This window comes from Streptomyces sp. NBC_00207 (assembly GCF_045160965.1).
Lineage (GTDB): Bacteria > Actinomycetota > Actinomycetes > Streptomycetales > Streptomycetaceae > Streptomyces.
On sequence record NZ_CP130715.1, the window covers coordinates 6816735 to 6835431 of the forward strand.

Consider the following 18697-nt stretch of genomic DNA (forward strand, 5'->3'; position numbering starts at 1 on the left):
CGGGCCGGCCGATTACCGACACTGCGTCAATTATCAAGCCCGTACCATGGATTGAGGGATTCGAGATGGGAACGGAAAACGCTCAGCCCGAGGGGTTCGAAGCCGACCTCGACCTGCGCGCCCGACACCGTGCCGTCGTCGCGGACTACATGAGCCGCAAGGGCGAGAACCGATTGACGCGCTACCAGCTCTTCGCCGAGGATGGCAGCGCCGGGCTGTGGACCAGCGACACCGGCGAACCGATCACCTCCCAGGGGCACGAGAAGCTCAAGTCGCACGGCGAGTGGTCGCTGCGCATGTTCCCCGACTGGGAATGGAAGAACGTAGAGATCTTCGAGACACAAGACCCCAACAGGTTCTGGGTCGAGTGTGACGGAGAGGGCCAGATCCTCTACCCGGACTACGAGCCCGGCTACTACAGGAACCACTTCATCCACTCGTTCCTGCTCGAAGACGGCAAGATCAAGCAGAACCGCGAGTTCATGAACCCGTTCCAGCAGCTGCGCGCGTTGGGTATCGAGGTGCCGAAGGTCAACCGCGGCGGAATCCCCACGTAGGGACTTCCCCCCGCTTTCCACGACCGGATGCGGCAGGCCCGGACGGACCGTCGGGGCCCGGCGCCGGGTTCACGTTGTCCGCACACACAGCAAGGAGCACCAGGTGGGATCTCAGCTCAACCCGTACATCGCCTTCGACGGGGACGCGCGGCAGGCGATGGAGTTCTACCACGAAGTCCTCGGCGGCAAGCTGGAGCTGGGCACGTTCGGTGACTTCGGCTCGCCGGAGTCGCCCGACGCCGCCGACAAGATCATGCACGCCACGCTCAGCACTTCGGACGGCTTCACGGTGATGGCGTGGGACGTCCCGGAGCGGGTTCCCTTCAACCCGGGCACCAACGTCGCGCTGTATCTCGGTGGCGACGACGCCGGCCTCCGTACGTACTTCGAGAAGCTGTCCGTCGGCGGCACCGTGGTGATGCCGCTGAAGCAGCAGATCTGGGGTGACGAGGCCGGCACGCTCGTGGACAGGTTCGGGATCACCTGGATGTTCAACATCAAGCAGTCTCAGTCCTGATCGCCGAGGGGCCACGGCGTGCGCAGTGGCCCCGACCGAGGGCGGAAGCCCTCCGACGCACCACCGCGCATGCCGTCGGGCCGCCGGTGGATCGTGAAGCAGTGCACACCCCACCACCCGAGGCCGTGTTCGGGCGCGAGGCGCCACGACCGGCCGACGGGTGAGGGGTGAGGATCTTCCGGTGTGGGGCGGGGCTCACTGACGGCGCCGCCCCACACCGGGAGGCATGCGGCCCCCGGCGCTCCCGCGCGTACCGCTCCGACGCCCCGCCCGCACACGACGGGCCGGCCCGTCGTGAGGGAGCAAGGCGGCGGTTCATGTCTCACAGCTTTATCCGTGCCGTGGAAGACCACGGTGAAGAGTGCCGACCGGGATCGGTTGGATGGTCGCAATGGTGAGGTCTCAATGACAGTCGACGTGCAGGCCACTCGAGACGTGGTCGACATCATCACCGGGGGATGGAGGGCGCAGGCGCTCTACACCGCGGTCAAGCTCGCCCTGCCCGACCACATCGAGGCCGGCCGTGACACCGACGCCGAACTCGCCAAGGCAACGGGGGCGAACGAGCAGGGAATTCACCGCCTGATGCGCCTCCTGGTGGCCATGGGCATATTCGAGGGCAGCGAGTCCACCGGCTACCGCGGTACCCAGGTGAGCGCGGCCCTCCTCGACGGCCCCCAGTCCCTGCGCGACATGTGCCTGCTGTACGGCGAGGAGTTCTACTCCGCGTGGGGTCACGCCCACCACGCCATCAGCACGGAGAGCTCGGGATTCGAGCTCGCCTACGGCCAGTCGTTCTACGAGTACCTGGGCCAGGATGCGGCCACCGCCCGGCGGTTCCAGCTCACCATGAACGCCGCGAGCATGTTCTTCCACCAGGTGCCCGAGGCCTTCGACTTCTCCGGCAAGAAGGTCGTGGACGTAGGCGGTGGGGGCGGGCACCTGCTCGCCACGATCCTCGGCGCCACCCCGGACGCCAAGGGCGTGCTCTTCGACCGCGAGCACATGATGCCCAAGGCCCGTGAGCACCTGTCCGCCACCGTCGGCCCGGACCGCGCCGAGCTGGTGGGCGGGGACATGTTCAAGGGCGTCCCGGAGGGCGGGGACGTCTACATCCTCTGCCGCGTGCTGGCCGGCTGGGACGACGAAGCCGTCGTCGGCGTCTTCGAGAACTGCCGTCGCGCCATGGCGGACTCCTCGTCGCGACTGCTGATCCTCGACCGTTTCGTCGAGGACGAGAACTCCACCGTGCTGCCCGCCCTGTGGGACCTGCACCTCCTGGTGACGACGGGCGGCGAGCACCGCACCGTCGACAGGATCACGCGGCTGCTGAACCGAGCCGGCCTGGAGATCGCCGGGACCGCGGAGCTGCCCATGGAGACGACCGCCCTGATCGCCGCGCCGCGCGCCTCGTAGCGGCACGGGGGGCAACGCAAGGGGCGCGCCCCGGCGCGTCACGGCCCGCGGCGGCACGGAACCGCCGGGCGGGGCACGAGCAACAGCGTGAACAGGAGATCTCGGGTGCTCAAGTTGGCAACGATCGGCGTCTACGGCTTCGACGGCGATTCCTACCTGGAACGACTACGACAGGCGGACGTGCGCCTGGTGCTCGACGTGCGTCAGCGCCGCGGAGTCCGCGGCCCGGCGTACGCGTGGGCGAACTCGAAGCGGCTGCAGGCGGCCCTCGCCGAGGCGGGGATCGCCTACGCGCACCACCGCGAACTCGCCCCCACCACCGAGCTGCGTCACCTCCAGTACGCCGAGGACGACCGCCAAGGGGTCGGCAAGCGCTCCCGGCGAGAGCTCGCCGCCGAGTACACCCGCCGCTACACCGCCGAGATCCTCGACCCGGTCGACCTGGATCCGGTCGTGGCGGAGCTGCCGGGCAACGGGATCGCCGCGCTGTTCTGCGTCGAGACCGACCCCGAGGCGTGCCACCGGTCGCTGGTCGCCGGGCGACTGGCCGAGCAGCACCAGATCACCGTCGAACACCTGAGGCCGCTGTGACGGACCCCATCCTTCCGGCCGGCGCGGCCCGTCCGCGGATCGCGGTGTTCGCCGGACCGACCGCGACGATCCTCAACACGCCGGACCTGGTCACGTCGAACAAGGCGCGCGCACGCCACGGTCTGCCGCTGCGCCCCTCCCGTTTCGACATCCTGCGCCCCCAACGGCTCGCGGCGCCCGCGACGCTGTACGTCGAGGCGTTCAGCGCGCACCCGCTCGAACGGGACGCGGCCGGGCTGTACGCTCCGCCGGACGGCTGGCTCGACGAGGACGGCACGTTCCACACCGAGCGGCCCGCCGGCGACGCCACCCCGGTGCACGTCGTCGAACTCGACCCCGCCGACGGCCTCTACCCCCTTCCCTACATGGGAAGGCAGGCGGACGGATCCGCCTGGGAGGAGACCGCGACGGCGCCCTACGCGCAGCCGGGAGACGCCCGGCAGACGTTCTACCCCGATGCCCGCCGCCTCTACGAGGAGATCGAACGGTTCGGCCTCGGCGACCACGGCACCCCCGTCGAGCTGGGGTCGATCGCCGACTTCGAGTTCTTCCGCGCCGCTCCGTCGGGCGGCTACACGACGGGCCCCGAGGCCGAGCTCCTCGGGCAGGACTTCTTCGTCTACTACCCGTACCACCTCCAGAGCGAGCCCGGCCTGGCCAACCTCGCCCAGGCGACCAACCGGGTCCAGGCCGTCCTCGACACGGGGGAGTTCGCCGGCGTCCAGTGGCTGGAGGGCAGCCCCACCGTCGACGAGACCCTGTACTGGCTCGGGCTGGTGATCGACACGAAGGTGCCCCTCGTCGGGCACGCCGCTCAGCGCCGCCACCAGTCGCTGAGCGCGGACGGCGACCGCAACGTCGTGGACGGCGTGAAGTTCATCGCCTCGCGCGTCGCCCTGGACGAACGGGGCGAGGACCGCGTCGGCGCCTGCGTGATCGTCGACGAACTCGTCTACTCGGCCCGGGACGTGACGAAGGTCGACGCCCGGCCGGGCGGCTACGAGGTGACCGGCGGCCACGGGGGAGTCGTCGCCGACCTCGGCGGCTACGGCCCCCCGCAGCTCACCTACCTGCCGGCCCGCCGGCACACCCACCGCTCGGAGCTGCGCCTCACCGTGCTCCCCGAGCAGGTGCCCGGCGTCGCCGGGAGCCTGGCCGCGGGCGTGTCGCCGGTCGACGTCGTCACGAAGGACGCCGACGGGCTCGTCCCCTCCGCCATGCCGCACGTGTCGATCACCAAGTACAGCCGGTACGCGGCGACCGGCACCGGCACCGACGACCCGCCCATCGCCGACGAGGAGGTCGAGATCCTGGCACGGATCGACGCCAACCTCTCGCACACGCCCCTGTCCGGCTTCGTCTGCGAGGGCATGTCGCCGTTCGGGATGGCCGACCCGACGAGGAACGCGGCGCTGAGCGTCGCCCTCTTCGCCGGCATGCCGGTGGTCCGCACGGGCCGGGGCAACACCGGGGGCATGGCGTACCGGACCGACCCGACGTTCATCTCGGGCAACAACCTCACGGCCACCAAGGCGCGCATGCTCCTCATGGCCGCGCTGCTCAAGTTCGGTGCCCTGCCGCCGGCCGCGGACCCCTTCCACCCGACCCTCGACGAGCGGGCGGCCACGGAGAAGGCGGTCGCCCACTACCAGGCCCTTTTCGACTCCCACTGACCTGCGACACGACGAGGACGGCGCGGGTCACCGCCCGCACGTCCCGATCCCGCCCTTCGAGAACGGAACCCATGGGTACGTACGAATACGTGGTGGCCGACGTCTTCACCGACGTCCCACTGGAAGGAAACCCGACCGCGGTCTTCCTGGACGCCTCCGGCCTCTCCGCCGAGCGCATGCAGCAGATCGCGCAGGAGCTGCACCTGTCGGAGACCGTCTTCGTCCTCCCCGCGGAGAACGACGGCGACGTGCGGGTCCGCATCTTCACCCCGGTCAACGAGCTGCCGTTCGCCGGACATCCGACCCTGGGCACGGCCGTGGTGCTCGGCGAGTCGCACGAGGGCAAAGAGCTCCGGATGGAGACCGCCAAGGGCACCGTGGTGTTCGAACTGGAGCGGGACGACGAGGGCCGGACCATCGCCGCCGGCATGTGGCAGCCCCTCCCGGCCTGGGAGCCCTACGACCGCGCGGACGAACTGCTCTCCGGTCTCGACCTGGTGGACACCGGCAGCACCCTGCCCGTCGAGGTCTACGACAACGGGCCGCGGCACGTGTTCGTCGGCCTGGAGAGCGTGCCCGCGCTCTCCGCCGTCGAGCCGGACCAGCGGATTCTCGCCAGGCTGCCCGACATGGCCGCCAACTGCTTCGCGGGTTCCGGAACCGAGTGGCGACTGCGCATGTTCTCGCCCGCCTACGGCGTGGTGGAGGACGCGGCCACCGGCTCGGCCGCGGGGTCGATCGCAGTACACTTGGCCCGGCACGGACTGATCCCGTTCGGGGAGTGGATCGAGATCCGCCAGGGGGTCGAGATGGGCCGTCCTTCGACGATGCGCGCCCGCGCGACGGGGACGCCGGAACGGATCGAGTCGGTCCAGGTAGCGGGATCCGCCGTGGTCGTCGCCCGGGGCACGCTGTACGCGTAGCCTCCGAGCTCCGAGAACGTACGAGTGACCGATCCGCCGAGGAAGGGCCGCCACGCGTGTCCAGCAGAGCACCGTCCCCCGACCGTCGCAGGGCGAGGCCGACCGTCCGGGCCGAACGGCGGGTGGTCTGATGGCGGCCGAGGACGACGGGCTGTTCGCGCTGCCGGATCCGTACGACACTCCTCCGCCCCCCGGGCCCACGGCGGTTGCCGAGCCCGTGGGGGCCGCCGCGCCGCTCGCCGTGCGCATGCGGCCGAGGACGCTCTCCGAAGTCGTCGGCCAGGCGCACCTGCTGCGCCCCGGCGCGCCGCTGCGGCGGCTGGCGGAGGGCGGGGAGGTGGCGTCGGTACTGCTCTACGGCCCGCCCGGCACCGGGAAGACCACCCTCGCGCGGCTGCTCGCCGGCGCCGCCACCCGCCACTTCGTCGCCCTGTCGGCGCTGTCCAGCGGCGTCAAGGAGCTGCGCGACGTGATGAACGACGCGCGCGTGCGGCGCGACCGGCAGAAGCGTCAGACAGTGCTCTTCATCGACGAGGTGCACCGCTTCTCCAAGACCCAGCAGGACGCGCTGCTCGGGGCCGTCGAGGACGGACTCGTGCTGCTCGTCGCCGCCACCACCGAGAACCCGTCGTTCTCGGTGGTGTCCCCGCTGCTCTCACGCATGCTGGTCCTCCAGCTCCAGTCCCTGACCGGGGACGACGTCCGCGAGCTGCTGCGACGGGCGGTGAAGGACGAGCGCGGCCTCGGCGGCGCGGTCTCCTTGTCCCCCGAGGCCGAGGCGGCCCTGGTGCGACTTTCGGCCGGCGACGCCCGGAGCGCGCTGACCGCGCTGGAGGCGACTGCCGACGGGGTGACCGACACCGGCGGCACGGTGATCGACGTGCCGGCCGTGGAGCGGGCCATCGCCGAGACCACCGTGCGCTACGACCGGCAGGGCGACCAGCACCACGACGTCGTCAGCGCGTTCATCAAGGCGATCCGCGGCTCCGACCCCGACGCCGCCCTGCACTACCTGGCCCGCATGCTCGTGGCCGGGGAGGACCCGCGGTTCATCGCGCGCCGGCTGGTGGTCCATGCCAGCGAGGACGTCGGGCTGGCCGACCCCACCGCGCTCCAGGCGGCCGTCGCCGCGGCGCAGACGGTCCAGCTCATCGGCATGCCGGAGGCCCGCCTCGCGCTGGCGCAGGCCACCGTGCACCTGGCCATGGCGCCGAAGTCGAACACGGTCATCGTCGGGATCGACGAGGCGATGGCCGACGTACGGGCCGGCGCCGTCGGCGAGATCCCCGCCCACCTGCGGAAGGGCCGCTACAAGGGCGCCAGGGAACTGGGCAACGCGATCGGGTACAAGTACCCCCACCGGACCCCCGAGGGCGTCCTGGAGCAGCAGTACCCGCCGGACGACCTGGTGGGGAAGGACTACTACCGCCCCACGCGGCACGGCGGGGAACGCGTCCTGCACGAGCGCCTCGCCAAGCTCCGCCGTGCCGTCCGCGGCGAGTAGACGCAGTGTCACCGGGGGCCGCCGAAACCGGAGACGGACGTCACCGCCACGCGCACCGGGTCACCCGGCCTGCCCGCTGCTCGCGCCCGTTCGACGGGCACGAGCAGCGGAGGAGCAGGGGTCACATCACGCGACGGCGGTGCCCTCGAGCTCGACCATCTGGCCGGGGATCGCCAGGCGCGTCACACCGAGCATCGTGGTGGTCGGCGAGACTTGGGCGGCGCCCAGACGACCCGCCAGCACGCCGTAGTGCTGGAAGAGCAGGTCGACGTCGGTCGTGTAGACGTTGAGGCGGACGAGGTTCGCGAGGGTCATGCCGGCCTCGGCGAGTACGGCCTCGATGTTGTCGATGCTCAGCGCCAGCTGCGCCGCCATGTCACCGTCGTGCTCAGGCTTGCCCTCGCTGCTCATCGCGGTCTGGCCCGAGATGTACAGGGTGCGCGAGTGTCCGGAGACGACCTCACCCTGGTTGAAGCCCATCTCCACCGACCACGACACCGGGTTGACCGCATTACGTTCCATTGACGCACTAACTCCATTCGATTCACTGACAGTACGAACGTCCAGCGGCTTGGCAGCCGCCAAGTTCTGACGTCGTGTGAAGGAGCCTTCCAAGAAAACACGACATCCTTGGTCATGTATTTTTGCTAAAGTTTTCATATGCGCGCCGACCGGTTGGTTTCCCTGGTGCTTCTCCTGCGCCAGCGCGGTCGGATGACCGCGGATACGCTGGCCCGTGAGCTGGACGTATCGACCCGCACGGTGCTTCGCGACATAGACGCACTGTCCGCGGCGGGTGTGCCCGTCTACGCCGAACGAGGCCGGCACGGCGGTTTCGCGCTGCTGCCCGGGTTCCAGACCGCGCTCACCGGACTGAACCACGACGAGGCGCTCGCCCTGCTGGTCGCCGGATCACGGCGCGGCGCACAGCAGTTCGGCCTCGGGTCGGCGCTCGCCTCGGCCATCCTCAAAGTGGTCGACGCACTGCCCGAAGGCCTTCGGGACACGGCGTCCGGCGCGGCGCAGCGCTTACTCATCGACCCGGAGACCGACCTCCTCTCGCGCCGCGTGGCCGCCGACGAGGTGCCCGACACCATAGCGGCCGAGGTCCGGCGCGCGGTGTTCGCCGGACACAAGCTGCGCATCCGGTACGAGGCCCTGGACCAGCCTCCGAAGTGGCGCACGGTGGACCCGATCGGCCTGGTCACCGTCCGCGAGCAGGGCTATCTGCTGGCCAAGAGGGGCGGCGCGGACCGCACGTACCGGCTGTCCCGGGTGCTGGCCGCCGAGGCGCTCGACGAACCCGCGCAGCGGCCGGACACGGTCGACCTGGACCGGGCCTGGCAGGAACGCAACGCGCAGTTCAGGACCGGAGGCGACCAAGTCGCCGTGCTGGTACGGGTGGACCCGGGGCGTCGGGAGCACCTGGTGAGTACCGTGCTCGCCGTCTGTGCCGAAGAAGCCGACGCGGACGGCTGGCTGCGGCTGAACGTGATCTTCCAGGATTCGCGGCACGCCGAATGGGCGCTGTGGCAGCACGCCACGCACGCGGAAGTCCTGGCCCCGCAGTGGCTGCGCACGTCCCTGCACGACCGTGCCGCAGCGATCGCCACCCGCTATGGAGCGGCTTCAGCGGCATCAGCCGCATCCTGAGGAGTCGTTCCGAGAGGTGACGCCTTCCGCCGATCCCGCGCAGGGGCTTCGGAGGGGTCGGAGACGGTCACCCCGCAACACCCCGAGCCCGTCGCCACACGTCCGGGCCGGCCCCGCCCGTCGACCCGGTCGGTGTCGGCGTGTCCGTCTACGAAGAGTGACGGCCGTGCGGGGGACCGTGGCGGGGCCGGGGGTTCGGCGTGTCGGACGGGCGGTGCTGGCCCGTGACACCGACGGCCCTGTCGCGGGGATCCGGATTCGGCGAGCGCGCTGCATGTATATCGTCATACATCTGTCGCTGTGGGTGATCAACGCCCACGGCAGGCCCTCCGCCTGTCCGTACGTGCTCACAGGTGAGGAGTCACATGTCACGCAGGCACCGCTCCAAGAGAATCGCGGCGTCACTCTCCGCGCTCGCGGCCACCGCCCTCTTCGTCGCTGCCGTACCTGCCACCGCCCACGACGGGGAAAGCCATCCCGACGAAGCCGCGGCGCTGGGGACCGGGCATGCTCAGGAGCATGCCAAGATCCGCGCGGCGGCCCAGGCTCTGGGCGGGTACTCCCAGCTGGCGCGGATCGAGAGCCTGAGCGATCTGACCAGGTCCCAGGAGCTGGCGAACTCGAAGTTCCATCCGAAGGCGTACGGGCAGTTCGCGGAGTACTTCCAGTCGCCCGACTTCGCCGCCCACATCGCCATGCTGCCCACCGGCAAGGTGCTGCTGTTCTCCTTCGAGCGCGTCGAGACCGACCCCACGGAGGAGCCGGCGCCGACCAACACGCTCGGGCCGGAGAACGCAGGCCGCGCCTTCCTCTGGGATCCGGGGAAGGGGACCGGCCCCGCGGCGTTCAAGAAGGTCACCCCGCCGGAGCTGGTCGTGCCTGACGGCACGAACGTGAAGCGCCCGGCCCCCTTCTTCTGTGCGGGGCACGCCTTCCTGCCCAACGGCATGCTCGGCGTCTTCGGCGGGAACCTCGGCTACGGCGGAGGCGCAGGAGCCAAGCTGTCCCTCGTCTTCGACCCGTGGACCGAGACGTGGGCGCTCAACAAGGACATGGCGGTGGGCCGCTGGTACCCGACCGTCGCCACCGCCCCCGACGGGCGCCTTCTCATCATGTCCGGGCACACCGACGCGGGTTGGGGCACCTCCACCTCGGTCGTCGAGCGGTTCCCGGCCAAGAGCCACCCGGTGCCCTTCGAAAAGACCGTGATCCCGCGGAACGTCCCCACCGACACCCTTCGCGTCGACGCCCCGTTCGGCGAGGACAGCGACTACCCGCACCTGTTCACCCTCCGCGACGGCAAGGTGTACGGCCTGGGCCGCCACGCCACCCGGCAGTGGGCCTTCGACCCGGTCGCCGAGACGCGTACCGACCTTCCCGCCCGCCCGGACGGCGTCCACCGCGGTTACGGCTCGGCGGTGGCGCTGCCCGCCGGATTCCGCGGCCCGAACTCCGTACTGGTCCTCGGCGGTGACCGCGACGACCCCAACACCTACCAGCTGGCGGACGGGGTGTGGGAGAAGAAGCAGCCGCGCGCCTTCGGCCGGACCCAGGACAACACCCTTCTCCTCCCGGACGCGAGCCTGCTGACGGTCAACGGCGCCTACGGAATCCGGGATTACGGAAACGGCGACTACAACCCCAAGTCCGATCTCAAGTACCGCCAGATCGAGACCCGCAACGCGCTCGGGGAGTGGCGGCTCGGGCCCGTGCAGCGGCTGCCGCGCGGCTACCACGCCAACTCGGTCGTCCTGCCCGACGGTCGGGTCATGGTCACCGGCGACGAACTCCAGCAGCTCGCCAACGATCCGAAGATCGACGACGACATGAACGGCAGCATCGAGATCTTCGAGCCCGCCTACCTCCACCAGGGCGCCCGGCCCAAGCTCGACCGCGTGCCCGGCGGCCCCATCGCCTACGACTCCCGCTTCAAGGTGACGACTTCGACCCCGAGCCAGGTCAAGAAGGCCGTCCTGCTGGCGCCGACCACCGCGACCCACGCGGTCAACACGAGTCAGCGCCACCTGGAACTGCGGATCGTCCAACGTCAGGGCAACACGATCGGGCTGCAGGCCCCGCCCTCCGCGAACGACGCCCCGCCCGGCCACTACATGCTCTTCCTGCTGGACGAGAAGGGGGTGCCGAGCATCGCCAAGTTCGTGTCCCTGCGCTGAGGAAACGAAGCTGAAGGAAGCGAACGGGAGCGAATGGGAGCGACGACCCGTCCCGGTTTTCCGCACTCACGGATTCCGAGGCGGGCCGTCGCCCGTGCGGACAGCGCCCACCCATGCGCCCTGCCGCTCCGGTTGCCTTCCGTCCTATGATCGTCACTCCGCGTACGAGGGGGGCTCGGCATGGGGGCAGGCGAGGCGGGATCGGAGCGGGCGCAGGAGGCGCGGCGGCAGGAGCGGTTACTCCGGGAGCAGTGGCAGGCCGCCCGCCGGCAGGCCCTGAGGTGGACGGCGGTGGGCGAGGGCGAGCAGCGGGTTCTCGCCCAGCTGCTGGTGCTGACCGCGCGCGGATGGCGGTTGCTCGTCGACCGGCGGTGGTCCGGAACGCCGACCGCGAACGCGGACATGCTGCTGGTGGGACCCGGCGGTGTCTTCGTCGTCGACGTCAAAGCCGGAGGCGAGCCGCGGGACGAACAAGCGGCCGAGCTGCTCACCGCCACGAGGGCGGCCGAGAGCGCGGTGGCGTCCCTCGGAATGTCACCCGTGGCAGTCCAGCCGCTCATGGTATTCGCCGGGCGGCGCTTCGACGCGGCCCTGGGCCGGATACGGCTCCTGGGCGAACACGAGATCGGCCCCGTGCTGCTGTCGCAACCGCACAGGCTGCGAGCGGAGTCGGTCCGGGCGATCGCCGATCATCTCGAGCGGGTGTTCCCGGACCACGTGGGGTCGGCGGTCGACCAGCAGGCGCCGTCCGCGCCCGAGCGTCACCGACCGAGCACCCCGGACGGTCTGTTCGATCTGGACGGGCTGCGTGAAGCGGCCCTGAAGAGCGCGAGGGGGGCGCCGATCGAGCAGTGGATGACCTTCCTCCACCCCGATCAGGTCGCACTGGTGCGCCGCAACTGGTCGGGCCCGGCACGCATCAGCGGACCGGCGGGCACCGGCAAGACCGTCGTCGCCCTGCACCGTGCGGCCCACCTGGCCCGGCGGACCACCGGCCGCATCCTGTACGTCACCTTCGCCAACAACCTGCCTCGCGTGCAGAGCACCTTCCTCAGGACCATGGCTCCCGCCGTCGCCGACCGGGTGGACTTCCGCAGCCTGCACTCCTGGGCACAGGAGTTCCTGCAGCAGCGGGGCGTACCGGTGCGGCTCCGCGGGGACAAGGCCGAGACCGCCTTCAGCCTCGCCTGGAAGAACGTCGGCCGCGAAGGCCGACTGGCCGCGCTCGATCCGGCCCCGGCCTACTGGCGCGAAGAGATCGACTACGTCATCAAGGGGCGAGGCCTCACCAGCTTCGAGGAGTACGCGACCGTCCACAGGAGGCGGCGGAAGGCGAGCCTGCACCGGACGCACCGGCAGTCCGTGTGGGAGCTGTACGAAGCGTACGAATCGCTGCGCGGCGAGCGCGGCGTCCACGACTTCAACGACGTCCTCTCCTTCGCCCTGGCCGAAGCGTCACGCCGGCCCGAACGGCCCCCGTACGCGGCCGTCATCGTGGACGAGGTGCAGGACCTCACCCTCGTCGGAGTGCGCCTCCTGCACGCACTCGTCGGTGACGTGCCCAACGGTCTGCTGCTCGTCGGCGACGGCCAGCAGACCGTGTACCCGGGAGGCTTCCGCCTCACCGACGCGGGCATCGACATCCGCGGTGATCGCGGACAGGTGCTGCGCACCAACTACCGCAACAGCAAGCAGATCCTGGACGCGGCCCTCGCCGTCGTGGCCGACGACGCGTTCGAGGACCTCGACGGCCTGCGCACTCCGGGCCGCCGCGATGTCGACCTCACCTACCACGAGGGGGACGTCGTACGCGTCACCAGGCCCACGGTGGACGCCCATGACAGGGAACTCCTGGACGCCCTGCGCGCCCTGCCCGACGGTGCGCCGGCCGACACCGCCCTGCTGTGCCCCTCCATGCGTGCCGTCGGCCACTACCAGCGGCTGCTCACCCAGGCGGGCATCCCGGTGTGCCCGTTGGAGCACTACGACGGGCACGCCGTCGACGCCGTGAAGCTGGGCACCTATCGCCGGGCCAAGGGGCTGGAGTTCAAGAACGTCTTCCTGCCCCGGCACGACGCGGTGTTCGCGAACGGGACGGCGGCCGACACGGCGGGCGGTACGGAGTCGGCGCAGACGGCCCGGGAGCGAGAGGAACTGCTGCGCAGCCAGCTCTTCGTGGCCATGACCAGGGCCCGTGACCTGCTCTGGCTCGGCAGCATCGCCGGGTAGGGGCCCCGTGGTCCGCCACCCTGCCCGTGTCCTGAAGGCGGCGACCCTGCGCGGGGCCGGGCCGGTCGGAGCCGACAATGGGGGGATTCCCAGGAAAAAGGACCAGTTGATGCACCCCTTCTCGTATGGACCCGCCCAGGACCTGCTGTTCGGCGTGGTCGACGTCGAACTCGATCACGAGGGCGGGAGCCTCGTCGTGGACGGGGAGGGGATTTCTCGGGTCGAGGTGAGGCGGGCCGGGGGTGCGGCGGTGGAGAGCCATGTGCCGATCGGGACGCGGGACCCGGACCGCCTGTCGATGACCGTCGGCGGGGCGGAGGTGTCGTTGCGGCCCGCCAAGGGGTTCCTGACGCGGAAGTCCTACCGGGTGGATGTCGGCGAGTACCGGTTGGTCCCGGACTCGCTCGACGGGAGCAGGCTGCTGCGGGGCGGAGCGGTCCTCGGGGTCTTCTCGTCGAGCGGGGACGGCCGGGTGTCCGTCGAGTGGAAGGGCAGCCCGGGTGCCGACGACGCGGCCGTCGGGTACGCGCTCGCCGCGGCGTTCGGGACGGGTGCCGAGCCGATGTGGAAGCTCACCCTGGACGCCCTGCTGGAGCTGTGGCCGTAGGTCCCGCGTCGCACGCTTCCCGAGGGGCGGACGCGCGAGCGCTTTGTCCCGTCGACGGGACGGGCGGTCCGAGCGCGGATTCTTCCCCCGACCCCGTGCGCAGCGCCCGTATGTGGTGCCGCGTGGTGCCGCCGTGGTGCGATCGTGGGGGTGGTGGTGCCATGTGGCTCAGGTTGGCGCAGCAGTGGCACCACGCGTGACCTGCGGGTTTGTAAATGTCGGCAGGAGTGGTGCCAGATTGGCTCGACATGGCGCCACGCGTGTGTCATGCTGTTTCACATGGACCTCACGCCCTATGTCGCCAGTCTTCGGCACGAGCTCGCGGTGGCCGCCGAAGCAGGCGGCGACGATGCTCGCGCTCTCGCCGAGCGCATCACCGCACCGCTAGAGTCGGCAGCCAGACTCACCCTCCTGAATGCCCTGTCGGACGCCATGGGTGAGGTCACCCGGGAGCTCGCCCCGGGGTCGGTGGACGTGCGGCTGCGCGGGCTGGAGCCCGAGTTCGTCGTGACCGCGCCGCCGAGGGACGAGCCCTTCGCGGCGCAGGGTTTCGAGGAAGCGCACGCCCTGCCCGCCGTGCCGCCCGTGGCGGAAGGGGAGGACAGCAGTACCGCACGTATCAACCTCCGACTCCCCGGCCACATCAAGGCGCGTGCGGAGCAGGCGGCCTCGCGGGAGGGGCTGTCGCTCAACGCATGGCTCGTCAGGGCCGTTTCGGGTGCACTCGAGCCCGGCGGCGGGCGGCAGGGCGACGGGCCGGCGCCCCAGCGGGGCAGCGGCAGGAAGAGCTTCACGGGCTGGGTGAGCTAGCCCCACCCGAGCACCGTTTCGGCGTGCGAGAGGCCGACCACTCTCGCGTCACATCTTCACGTCCCCGGAGCGGGGGCGACCACCAGACTCACGAGGACGGGACAGTCATGCCTTCTTACGACACCAAGGGACCCATCACCGCGAACATCCACGTCGAGGTCGGTGTCGCCCGGATCAGTGCCGGGGACCGCACCGACGCGGTGGTCGACATCCACCCGCGGACCGCCGGGGACAAGGACGACCAGCGCGCCGCCGACGAGACCAAGGTCGACTTCTCCGACGGCACGCTGACGATCCGCACGCCGAAGGCGCGCGGGCTGTTCTCCGCCCGCGGTTCGGTCCTGGTCGAGGTCGCGCTGCCGCAGGGCTCGCGGCTCCTCGGGACCCTGGAGATGGGCGACATCACCTGCAAGGGGACGCTGGGCGAGTGCGAGGTCCGCACCAGCGCCGGCGACATCCGGCTCGACCAGGCCGGCCCGGTGCGGCTGAAGACCCAGCACGGGGACGTCCAGCTCGACACGGCGACGGGTGACGTCGACGTCACCACCGGTTCCGGCGAGGTGCGGGTCCGCACGATCGGCGGGGACGCCGACATCAAGAACTCCAACGGCAACACGTGGCTGGACGACGTGGCGGGCGATCTGCGGCTGAAGGTCGCCAATGGAAACATCACCGTCGGCCGGGCGCAAGGGTCGGTGACGTCAAAGAGCTCGAACGGCAACGTACGCATCGAGGAAGTGGCGCGCGGCACGGTCGAGCTCCAGACTAAGGCTGGCAACCTCGAGGTCGGGATTCGCCAGGGGACTGCCGCCTGGCTCGACATCAACTCCCAGTCCGGGACGGTCTACAGCACCCTCGGATCCGCCGAAGGCCCCGCGGAGGGCGCGGAGACCGTCAAGGTGCACGCGAGGACCAGCCTCGGTGACATCACCATCCAGCGTGCGCACGGCGCCTGACGTCAGAGCTCTGCCTCGCAACAGCTACGAAATGGAGGGGGCACGATGAGTGCCGCGACCGAACAGATGGCCCCGCCCAAGGGGATCAGCGCAGTCGGCCTGCGCAAGTCGTACGGCGAGAAGGTCGTACTCGACGGGATTGACCTGCATGTGCAGGCGGGCACGATCTTCGCGCTGCTCGGTCCGAACGGGGCGGGGAAGACCACCACGGTCCAGATCCTCTCCACGCTCATCGCCGCCGACGGTGGCGAGGCGACCGTGGTGGGGCACTCGCTGGAGCGGAGCGCGGATGCGATCCGTGCCCGGATCGGTGTCACCGGCCAGTTCGCGGCGGTGGACGGGCTGCTGACCGCCGAGGAGAACATGCTCCTCATGGCGGACCTGCACCACCTCGACCGCGCGGAGGGCAAGCGCCGCAGCGCCGAGTTACTCCGGCAGTTCGAACTCACCGAGGTGGCCGGCAAGATGGCCTCCACCTTCTCCGGAGGCATGCGCCGCAAGCTCGACCTGGCGATGACCCTCGTCGGCAACCCGAGCCTGATCTTCCTCGACGAGCCGACCACCGGCCTCGACCCGCGCAGCCGCCGCACCATGTGGCACCTGATCCAGCAGCTCACCGCCCAGGGCGTGACCATCTTCCTCACCACGCAGTACCTGGAAGAGGCCGATCAGCTCGCCGACCGGATCGCCGTCCTCGACAAGGGCAAGATCGTCGCCGAGGGCACCGCGGACGAGCTCAAGCGCCGCATCCCCGGCGGGCACATCCGCCTTCAGTTCTCCGACCTGATCGGCCTGGACGCCGCCTCCCGCCGGCTCGGCCTCGACGAGGGCGCCCGCGACGAGGAGAAGCTCACCCTGCAGATCCCGAGCGACGGGAGCATCCCCGCGCTGCGCGCCGTCCTCGACCTGCTGGAGGGCGCCGGTGTCACGGCGGACGCACTGACCGTCCACACGCCCGACCTGGACGACGTCTTCCTCGCCCTCACCGGCGACGGGTCGCGCCACCACGCGACCACCGTTCCCAGCCCCGCCAACACGGTGCAGGAGGCCCGCCGATGAGCACCACGTACGCGATGCGCGACTCGATGACGATGCTGCGCCGCAACCTCAAGCACGCACAGCGCTACCCCTCGATGACGATCTCGATCGTCGCGATGCCGATCCTGATGCTCCTGCTCTTCGTCTACGTCTTCGGCGGCGCGCTCGGCGCCGGCATCGAACTGCCCGGTGGCGGTACGGGTGACCGCGGCGACTACACCAACTTCGTAGCCCCCGGCATCCTCCTGATGGCGGCCACCGCCGGCGCGGTCTCGACCGCCGTGTCGGTCTGCACGGACATGACCGAAGGCATCATCAACCGCTTCCGGACCATGTCGATCTCGCGCTCCTCGGTGCTGACCGGGCACGTGGTGGGCAATGTCATCCAGACCATGATCAGCCTGGTCCTGGTCATCGGTGTCGCGCTCCTGGTGGGCTTCCGGCCCAACGCCACCGTCGTCGAGTGGCTCGCCGCCCTCGGCATCCTGGCGCTGCTCGCCTTCGGCCTCAGCTGGCTGTCCGCGGCGATCGGTCTGGGCTCCAGCAGCGTGGAGGCGGCGAGCAACGCGCCCATGCCGCTGACCTTCCTGCCCTTCCTCGGCAGCGCCATCGTCCCGCCGGAGTCCATGCCGGTCGGACTGCGCTGGTTCGCCGAGTACCAGCCCTTCACCCCGATGACCGACACCCTCCGGGGCCTGCTCATGGGTACGGAGATCGGCAACAGCGCGTGGCTCGCGCTCGGTTGGGGCGTCGTCCTCAGCGTCCTCGGCTACCTCTGGGCCCGCTCCGCCTTCAACCGCGAGGCGAAGAGCTAACCGCCCACCGCACCACGCAGGAACCCGAACGGGGCTGCCCGGCCGAGAGGCCGGGCAGCCCCGTTCTTCGTGCTCCGCCGTCCCGTCGACGGGACAGCGGGAGCACAAGGAACGGGGCGCGATGGCCGAAAACGCAAGGAGGAATCGCTCACCAGTGCCCGTCCGGCAGAGGTGTGCGGGCATTCCTTGTCTCGCCGGAGGGCCGCTCCTACGATCAATTGCGGAAGTGCGGGAAATAGGCCGTGACCGATCCGGCCCGCTGCACCAGCGCACCCGGTACTGCTTTCCACTTTCTGCGTTCTGCTTTCCGCTTCCACCGAAATCTGCAGAGGGGTCATGGTCATACACACGCGCAGCCACGCAACGGAAACCGCCGCCGGACTGGTCGTCGAAAGTCCCTTCATATGGCGGGCGCGGCGCCCCGGACACCGCCATCAATTGGTGTGCTTCCCACAGGCCGGCGGCGGAGCGGGGGCCTTCGCCGACTGGGTGCAGGAACTCCCGGCCGACATCGAGGTGGTCGCGGTGCAGCTGCCCGGCCGGCAGAACCGCATCATGGAGGACCCCGCCACCGAGGTCGGCCCGCTCGTCCGGGCCCTGATGCAGGCCCTGCGCCCCGTCCTGGACGGCCCGTTCTCCTTCTTCGGCCACTCCTGCGGGGCCCTGCTGGCCTTCGAGCTGGCGCTGGCGCTCCAGTCGCGCGGCGGCCCCCGGCCGGCTCACCTGTTCCTCTCCGGCCAGGCCTCGCCCGAGCCCTTCCGCAACCGGCCCCAGCTGCACGGACTGTCCGAAGAGGAGTTCCGCGCCGAGGTGCTGCGGCTCGGCGGCTTCGACGAGGAGCTCGCCGACGACGAGGACGCCATGGACGCCCTGCTGCCGTCCGTGATGGACGACTTCTCCCTCTGGGAGCAGCACGCCATGCCCGTCGACGCGCGGCTGGACGTGCCCATCACCGCCCTCGTCGGCGAGTCCGACAGCCGGGCGCCGCTGAACGAGATGGAGACCTGGGGCGCGCACACGGACACCGCCTTCGACCTGCGTGTCTACCCCAGCGGGCATTTCTATCTCTTCGAGCCCGGACTGAGCGCCGAGCTGCTCGAATTCATCGCCGGTACGGTGCTGGAGTCATAAGCTCCCCATCGGGTCGCATCACGGGCGGTGCGGTTTTCCGCGGGCAATTCCTGTGTGGCAGCTTTTCCGGGCTTGCCGCACCGCCCGCCGGCTGAGATCAATG

17 protein-coding genes are annotated in these 18697 nt (G+C 70.4%); 16 read left to right on the top strand and 1 reads right to left on the bottom strand.

What is annotated here, in order from left to right; all coding sequences use genetic code 11:
- Window positions 1–65 precede the first annotated feature (65 nt).
- The 7 genes from OG472_RS32150 (at window position 66) to OG472_RS32180 (ending at window position 7181) form a co-directional block, all read left to right on the top strand.
- On the top strand, window positions 66–557 hold the full coding sequence (locus OG472_RS32150; protein ID WP_383568657.1) for a PhzA/PhzB family protein: 492 nt from the start codon (window positions 66–68) through the stop codon (window positions 555–557).
- 103 nt (window positions 558–660) lie between these two features.
- Complete coding sequence (locus OG472_RS32155) at window positions 661–1074, top strand: VOC family protein (protein ID WP_383568654.1); 414 nt, start codon at window positions 661–663, stop codon at window positions 1072–1074.
- A gap of 405 nt (window positions 1075–1479) precedes the next feature.
- A complete protein-coding gene (locus OG472_RS32160; RefSeq protein WP_405832328.1) occupies window positions 1480–2490 on the top strand; it encodes a methyltransferase in 1011 nt (336 codons plus the stop codon).
- A gap of 105 nt (window positions 2491–2595) precedes the next feature.
- The gene (locus OG472_RS32165) at window positions 2596–3081 is read left to right on the top strand and encodes a DUF488 family protein (protein WP_405832329.1); all 486 of its coding nucleotides are present in this window, start codon (window positions 2596–2598) and stop codon (window positions 3079–3081) included.
- Window positions 3078–4754 (top strand): asparaginase domain-containing protein, encoded by a 1677-nt coding sequence (locus OG472_RS32170; RefSeq protein ID WP_401611318.1) that lies wholly within the window; start codon window positions 3078–3080, stop codon window positions 4752–4754. The genes OG472_RS32165 and OG472_RS32170 overlap by 4 nt, the downstream gene beginning before the upstream one ends.
- Window positions 4755–4825: 71 nt before the next feature.
- Window positions 4826–5677, top strand: a complete 852-nt coding sequence (locus OG472_RS32175) for a PhzF family phenazine biosynthesis protein (RefSeq protein WP_405832331.1) — start codon at window positions 4826–4828, stop codon at window positions 5675–5677.
- A gap of 130 nt (window positions 5678–5807) precedes the next feature.
- Complete coding sequence (locus tag OG472_RS32180; protein ID WP_405832333.1) at window positions 5808–7181, top strand: replication-associated recombination protein A; 1374 nt, start codon at window positions 5808–5810, stop codon at window positions 7179–7181.
- Window positions 7182–7307: 126 nt separating this feature from the next.
- Here the strand turns inward: OG472_RS32180 and OG472_RS32185 are convergent, their stop codons facing one another.
- On the bottom strand, window positions 7308–7703 hold the full coding sequence (locus tag OG472_RS32185; RefSeq protein ID WP_401611321.1) for a RidA family protein: 396 nt from the start codon (window positions 7701–7703) through the stop codon (window positions 7308–7310).
- Window positions 7704–7841: 138 nt separating this feature from the next.
- Here OG472_RS32185 and OG472_RS32190 point away from each other — a divergent pair, with 138 nt between their 5' ends.
- The 9 genes from OG472_RS32190 to OG472_RS32230 all read left to right on the top strand — a co-directional run bounded on the left by OG472_RS32190 (window position 7842) and on the right by OG472_RS32230 (window position 18594).
- A complete protein-coding gene (locus OG472_RS32190; RefSeq protein WP_405832335.1) occupies window positions 7842–8834 on the top strand; it encodes a helix-turn-helix transcriptional regulator in 993 nt (330 codons plus the stop codon).
- Window positions 8835–9199: 365 nt separating this feature from the next.
- Window positions 9200–11008 (top strand): galactose oxidase-like domain-containing protein, encoded by a 1809-nt coding sequence (locus OG472_RS32195; RefSeq protein ID WP_405832337.1) that lies wholly within the window; start codon window positions 9200–9202, stop codon window positions 11006–11008.
- A gap of 180 nt (window positions 11009–11188) precedes the next feature.
- A complete protein-coding gene (locus OG472_RS32200) occupies window positions 11189–13237 on the top strand; it encodes a UvrD-helicase domain-containing protein (RefSeq protein ID WP_405832339.1) in 2049 nt (682 codons plus the stop codon).
- A 109-nt stretch (window positions 13238–13346) separates the two neighbouring features.
- On the top strand, window positions 13347–13844 hold the full coding sequence (locus tag OG472_RS32205; protein WP_405832341.1) for a hypothetical protein: 498 nt from the start codon (window positions 13347–13349) through the stop codon (window positions 13842–13844).
- A 279-nt stretch (window positions 13845–14123) separates the two neighbouring features.
- Window positions 14124–14654, top strand: a complete 531-nt coding sequence (locus tag OG472_RS32210; protein WP_405832343.1) for a toxin-antitoxin system HicB family antitoxin — start codon at window positions 14124–14126, stop codon at window positions 14652–14654.
- 107 nt (window positions 14655–14761) lie between these two features.
- Window positions 14762–15610: a DUF4097 family beta strand repeat-containing protein gene (locus OG472_RS32215; RefSeq protein WP_401611331.1), complete on the top strand. Its 849-nt coding sequence runs from the start codon at window positions 14762–14764 to the stop codon at window positions 15608–15610.
- A 45-nt stretch (window positions 15611–15655) separates the two neighbouring features.
- Window positions 15656–16669: an ATP-binding cassette domain-containing protein gene (locus OG472_RS32220; protein ID WP_401611332.1), complete on the top strand. Its 1014-nt coding sequence runs from the start codon at window positions 15656–15658 to the stop codon at window positions 16667–16669.
- The gene (locus OG472_RS32225) at window positions 16666–17463 is read left to right on the top strand and encodes an ABC transporter permease (protein ID WP_383568610.1); all 798 of its coding nucleotides are present in this window, start codon (window positions 16666–16668) and stop codon (window positions 17461–17463) included. Before OG472_RS32220 ends, OG472_RS32225 begins: the two co-directional genes overlap by 4 nt.
- 441 nt (window positions 17464–17904) lie before the next feature.
- On the top strand, window positions 17905–18594 hold the full coding sequence (locus tag OG472_RS32230; RefSeq protein WP_405942317.1) for a thioesterase II family protein: 690 nt from the start codon (window positions 17905–17907) through the stop codon (window positions 18592–18594).
- The last annotated feature ends 103 nt before the right edge of the window (window positions 18595–18697 follow it).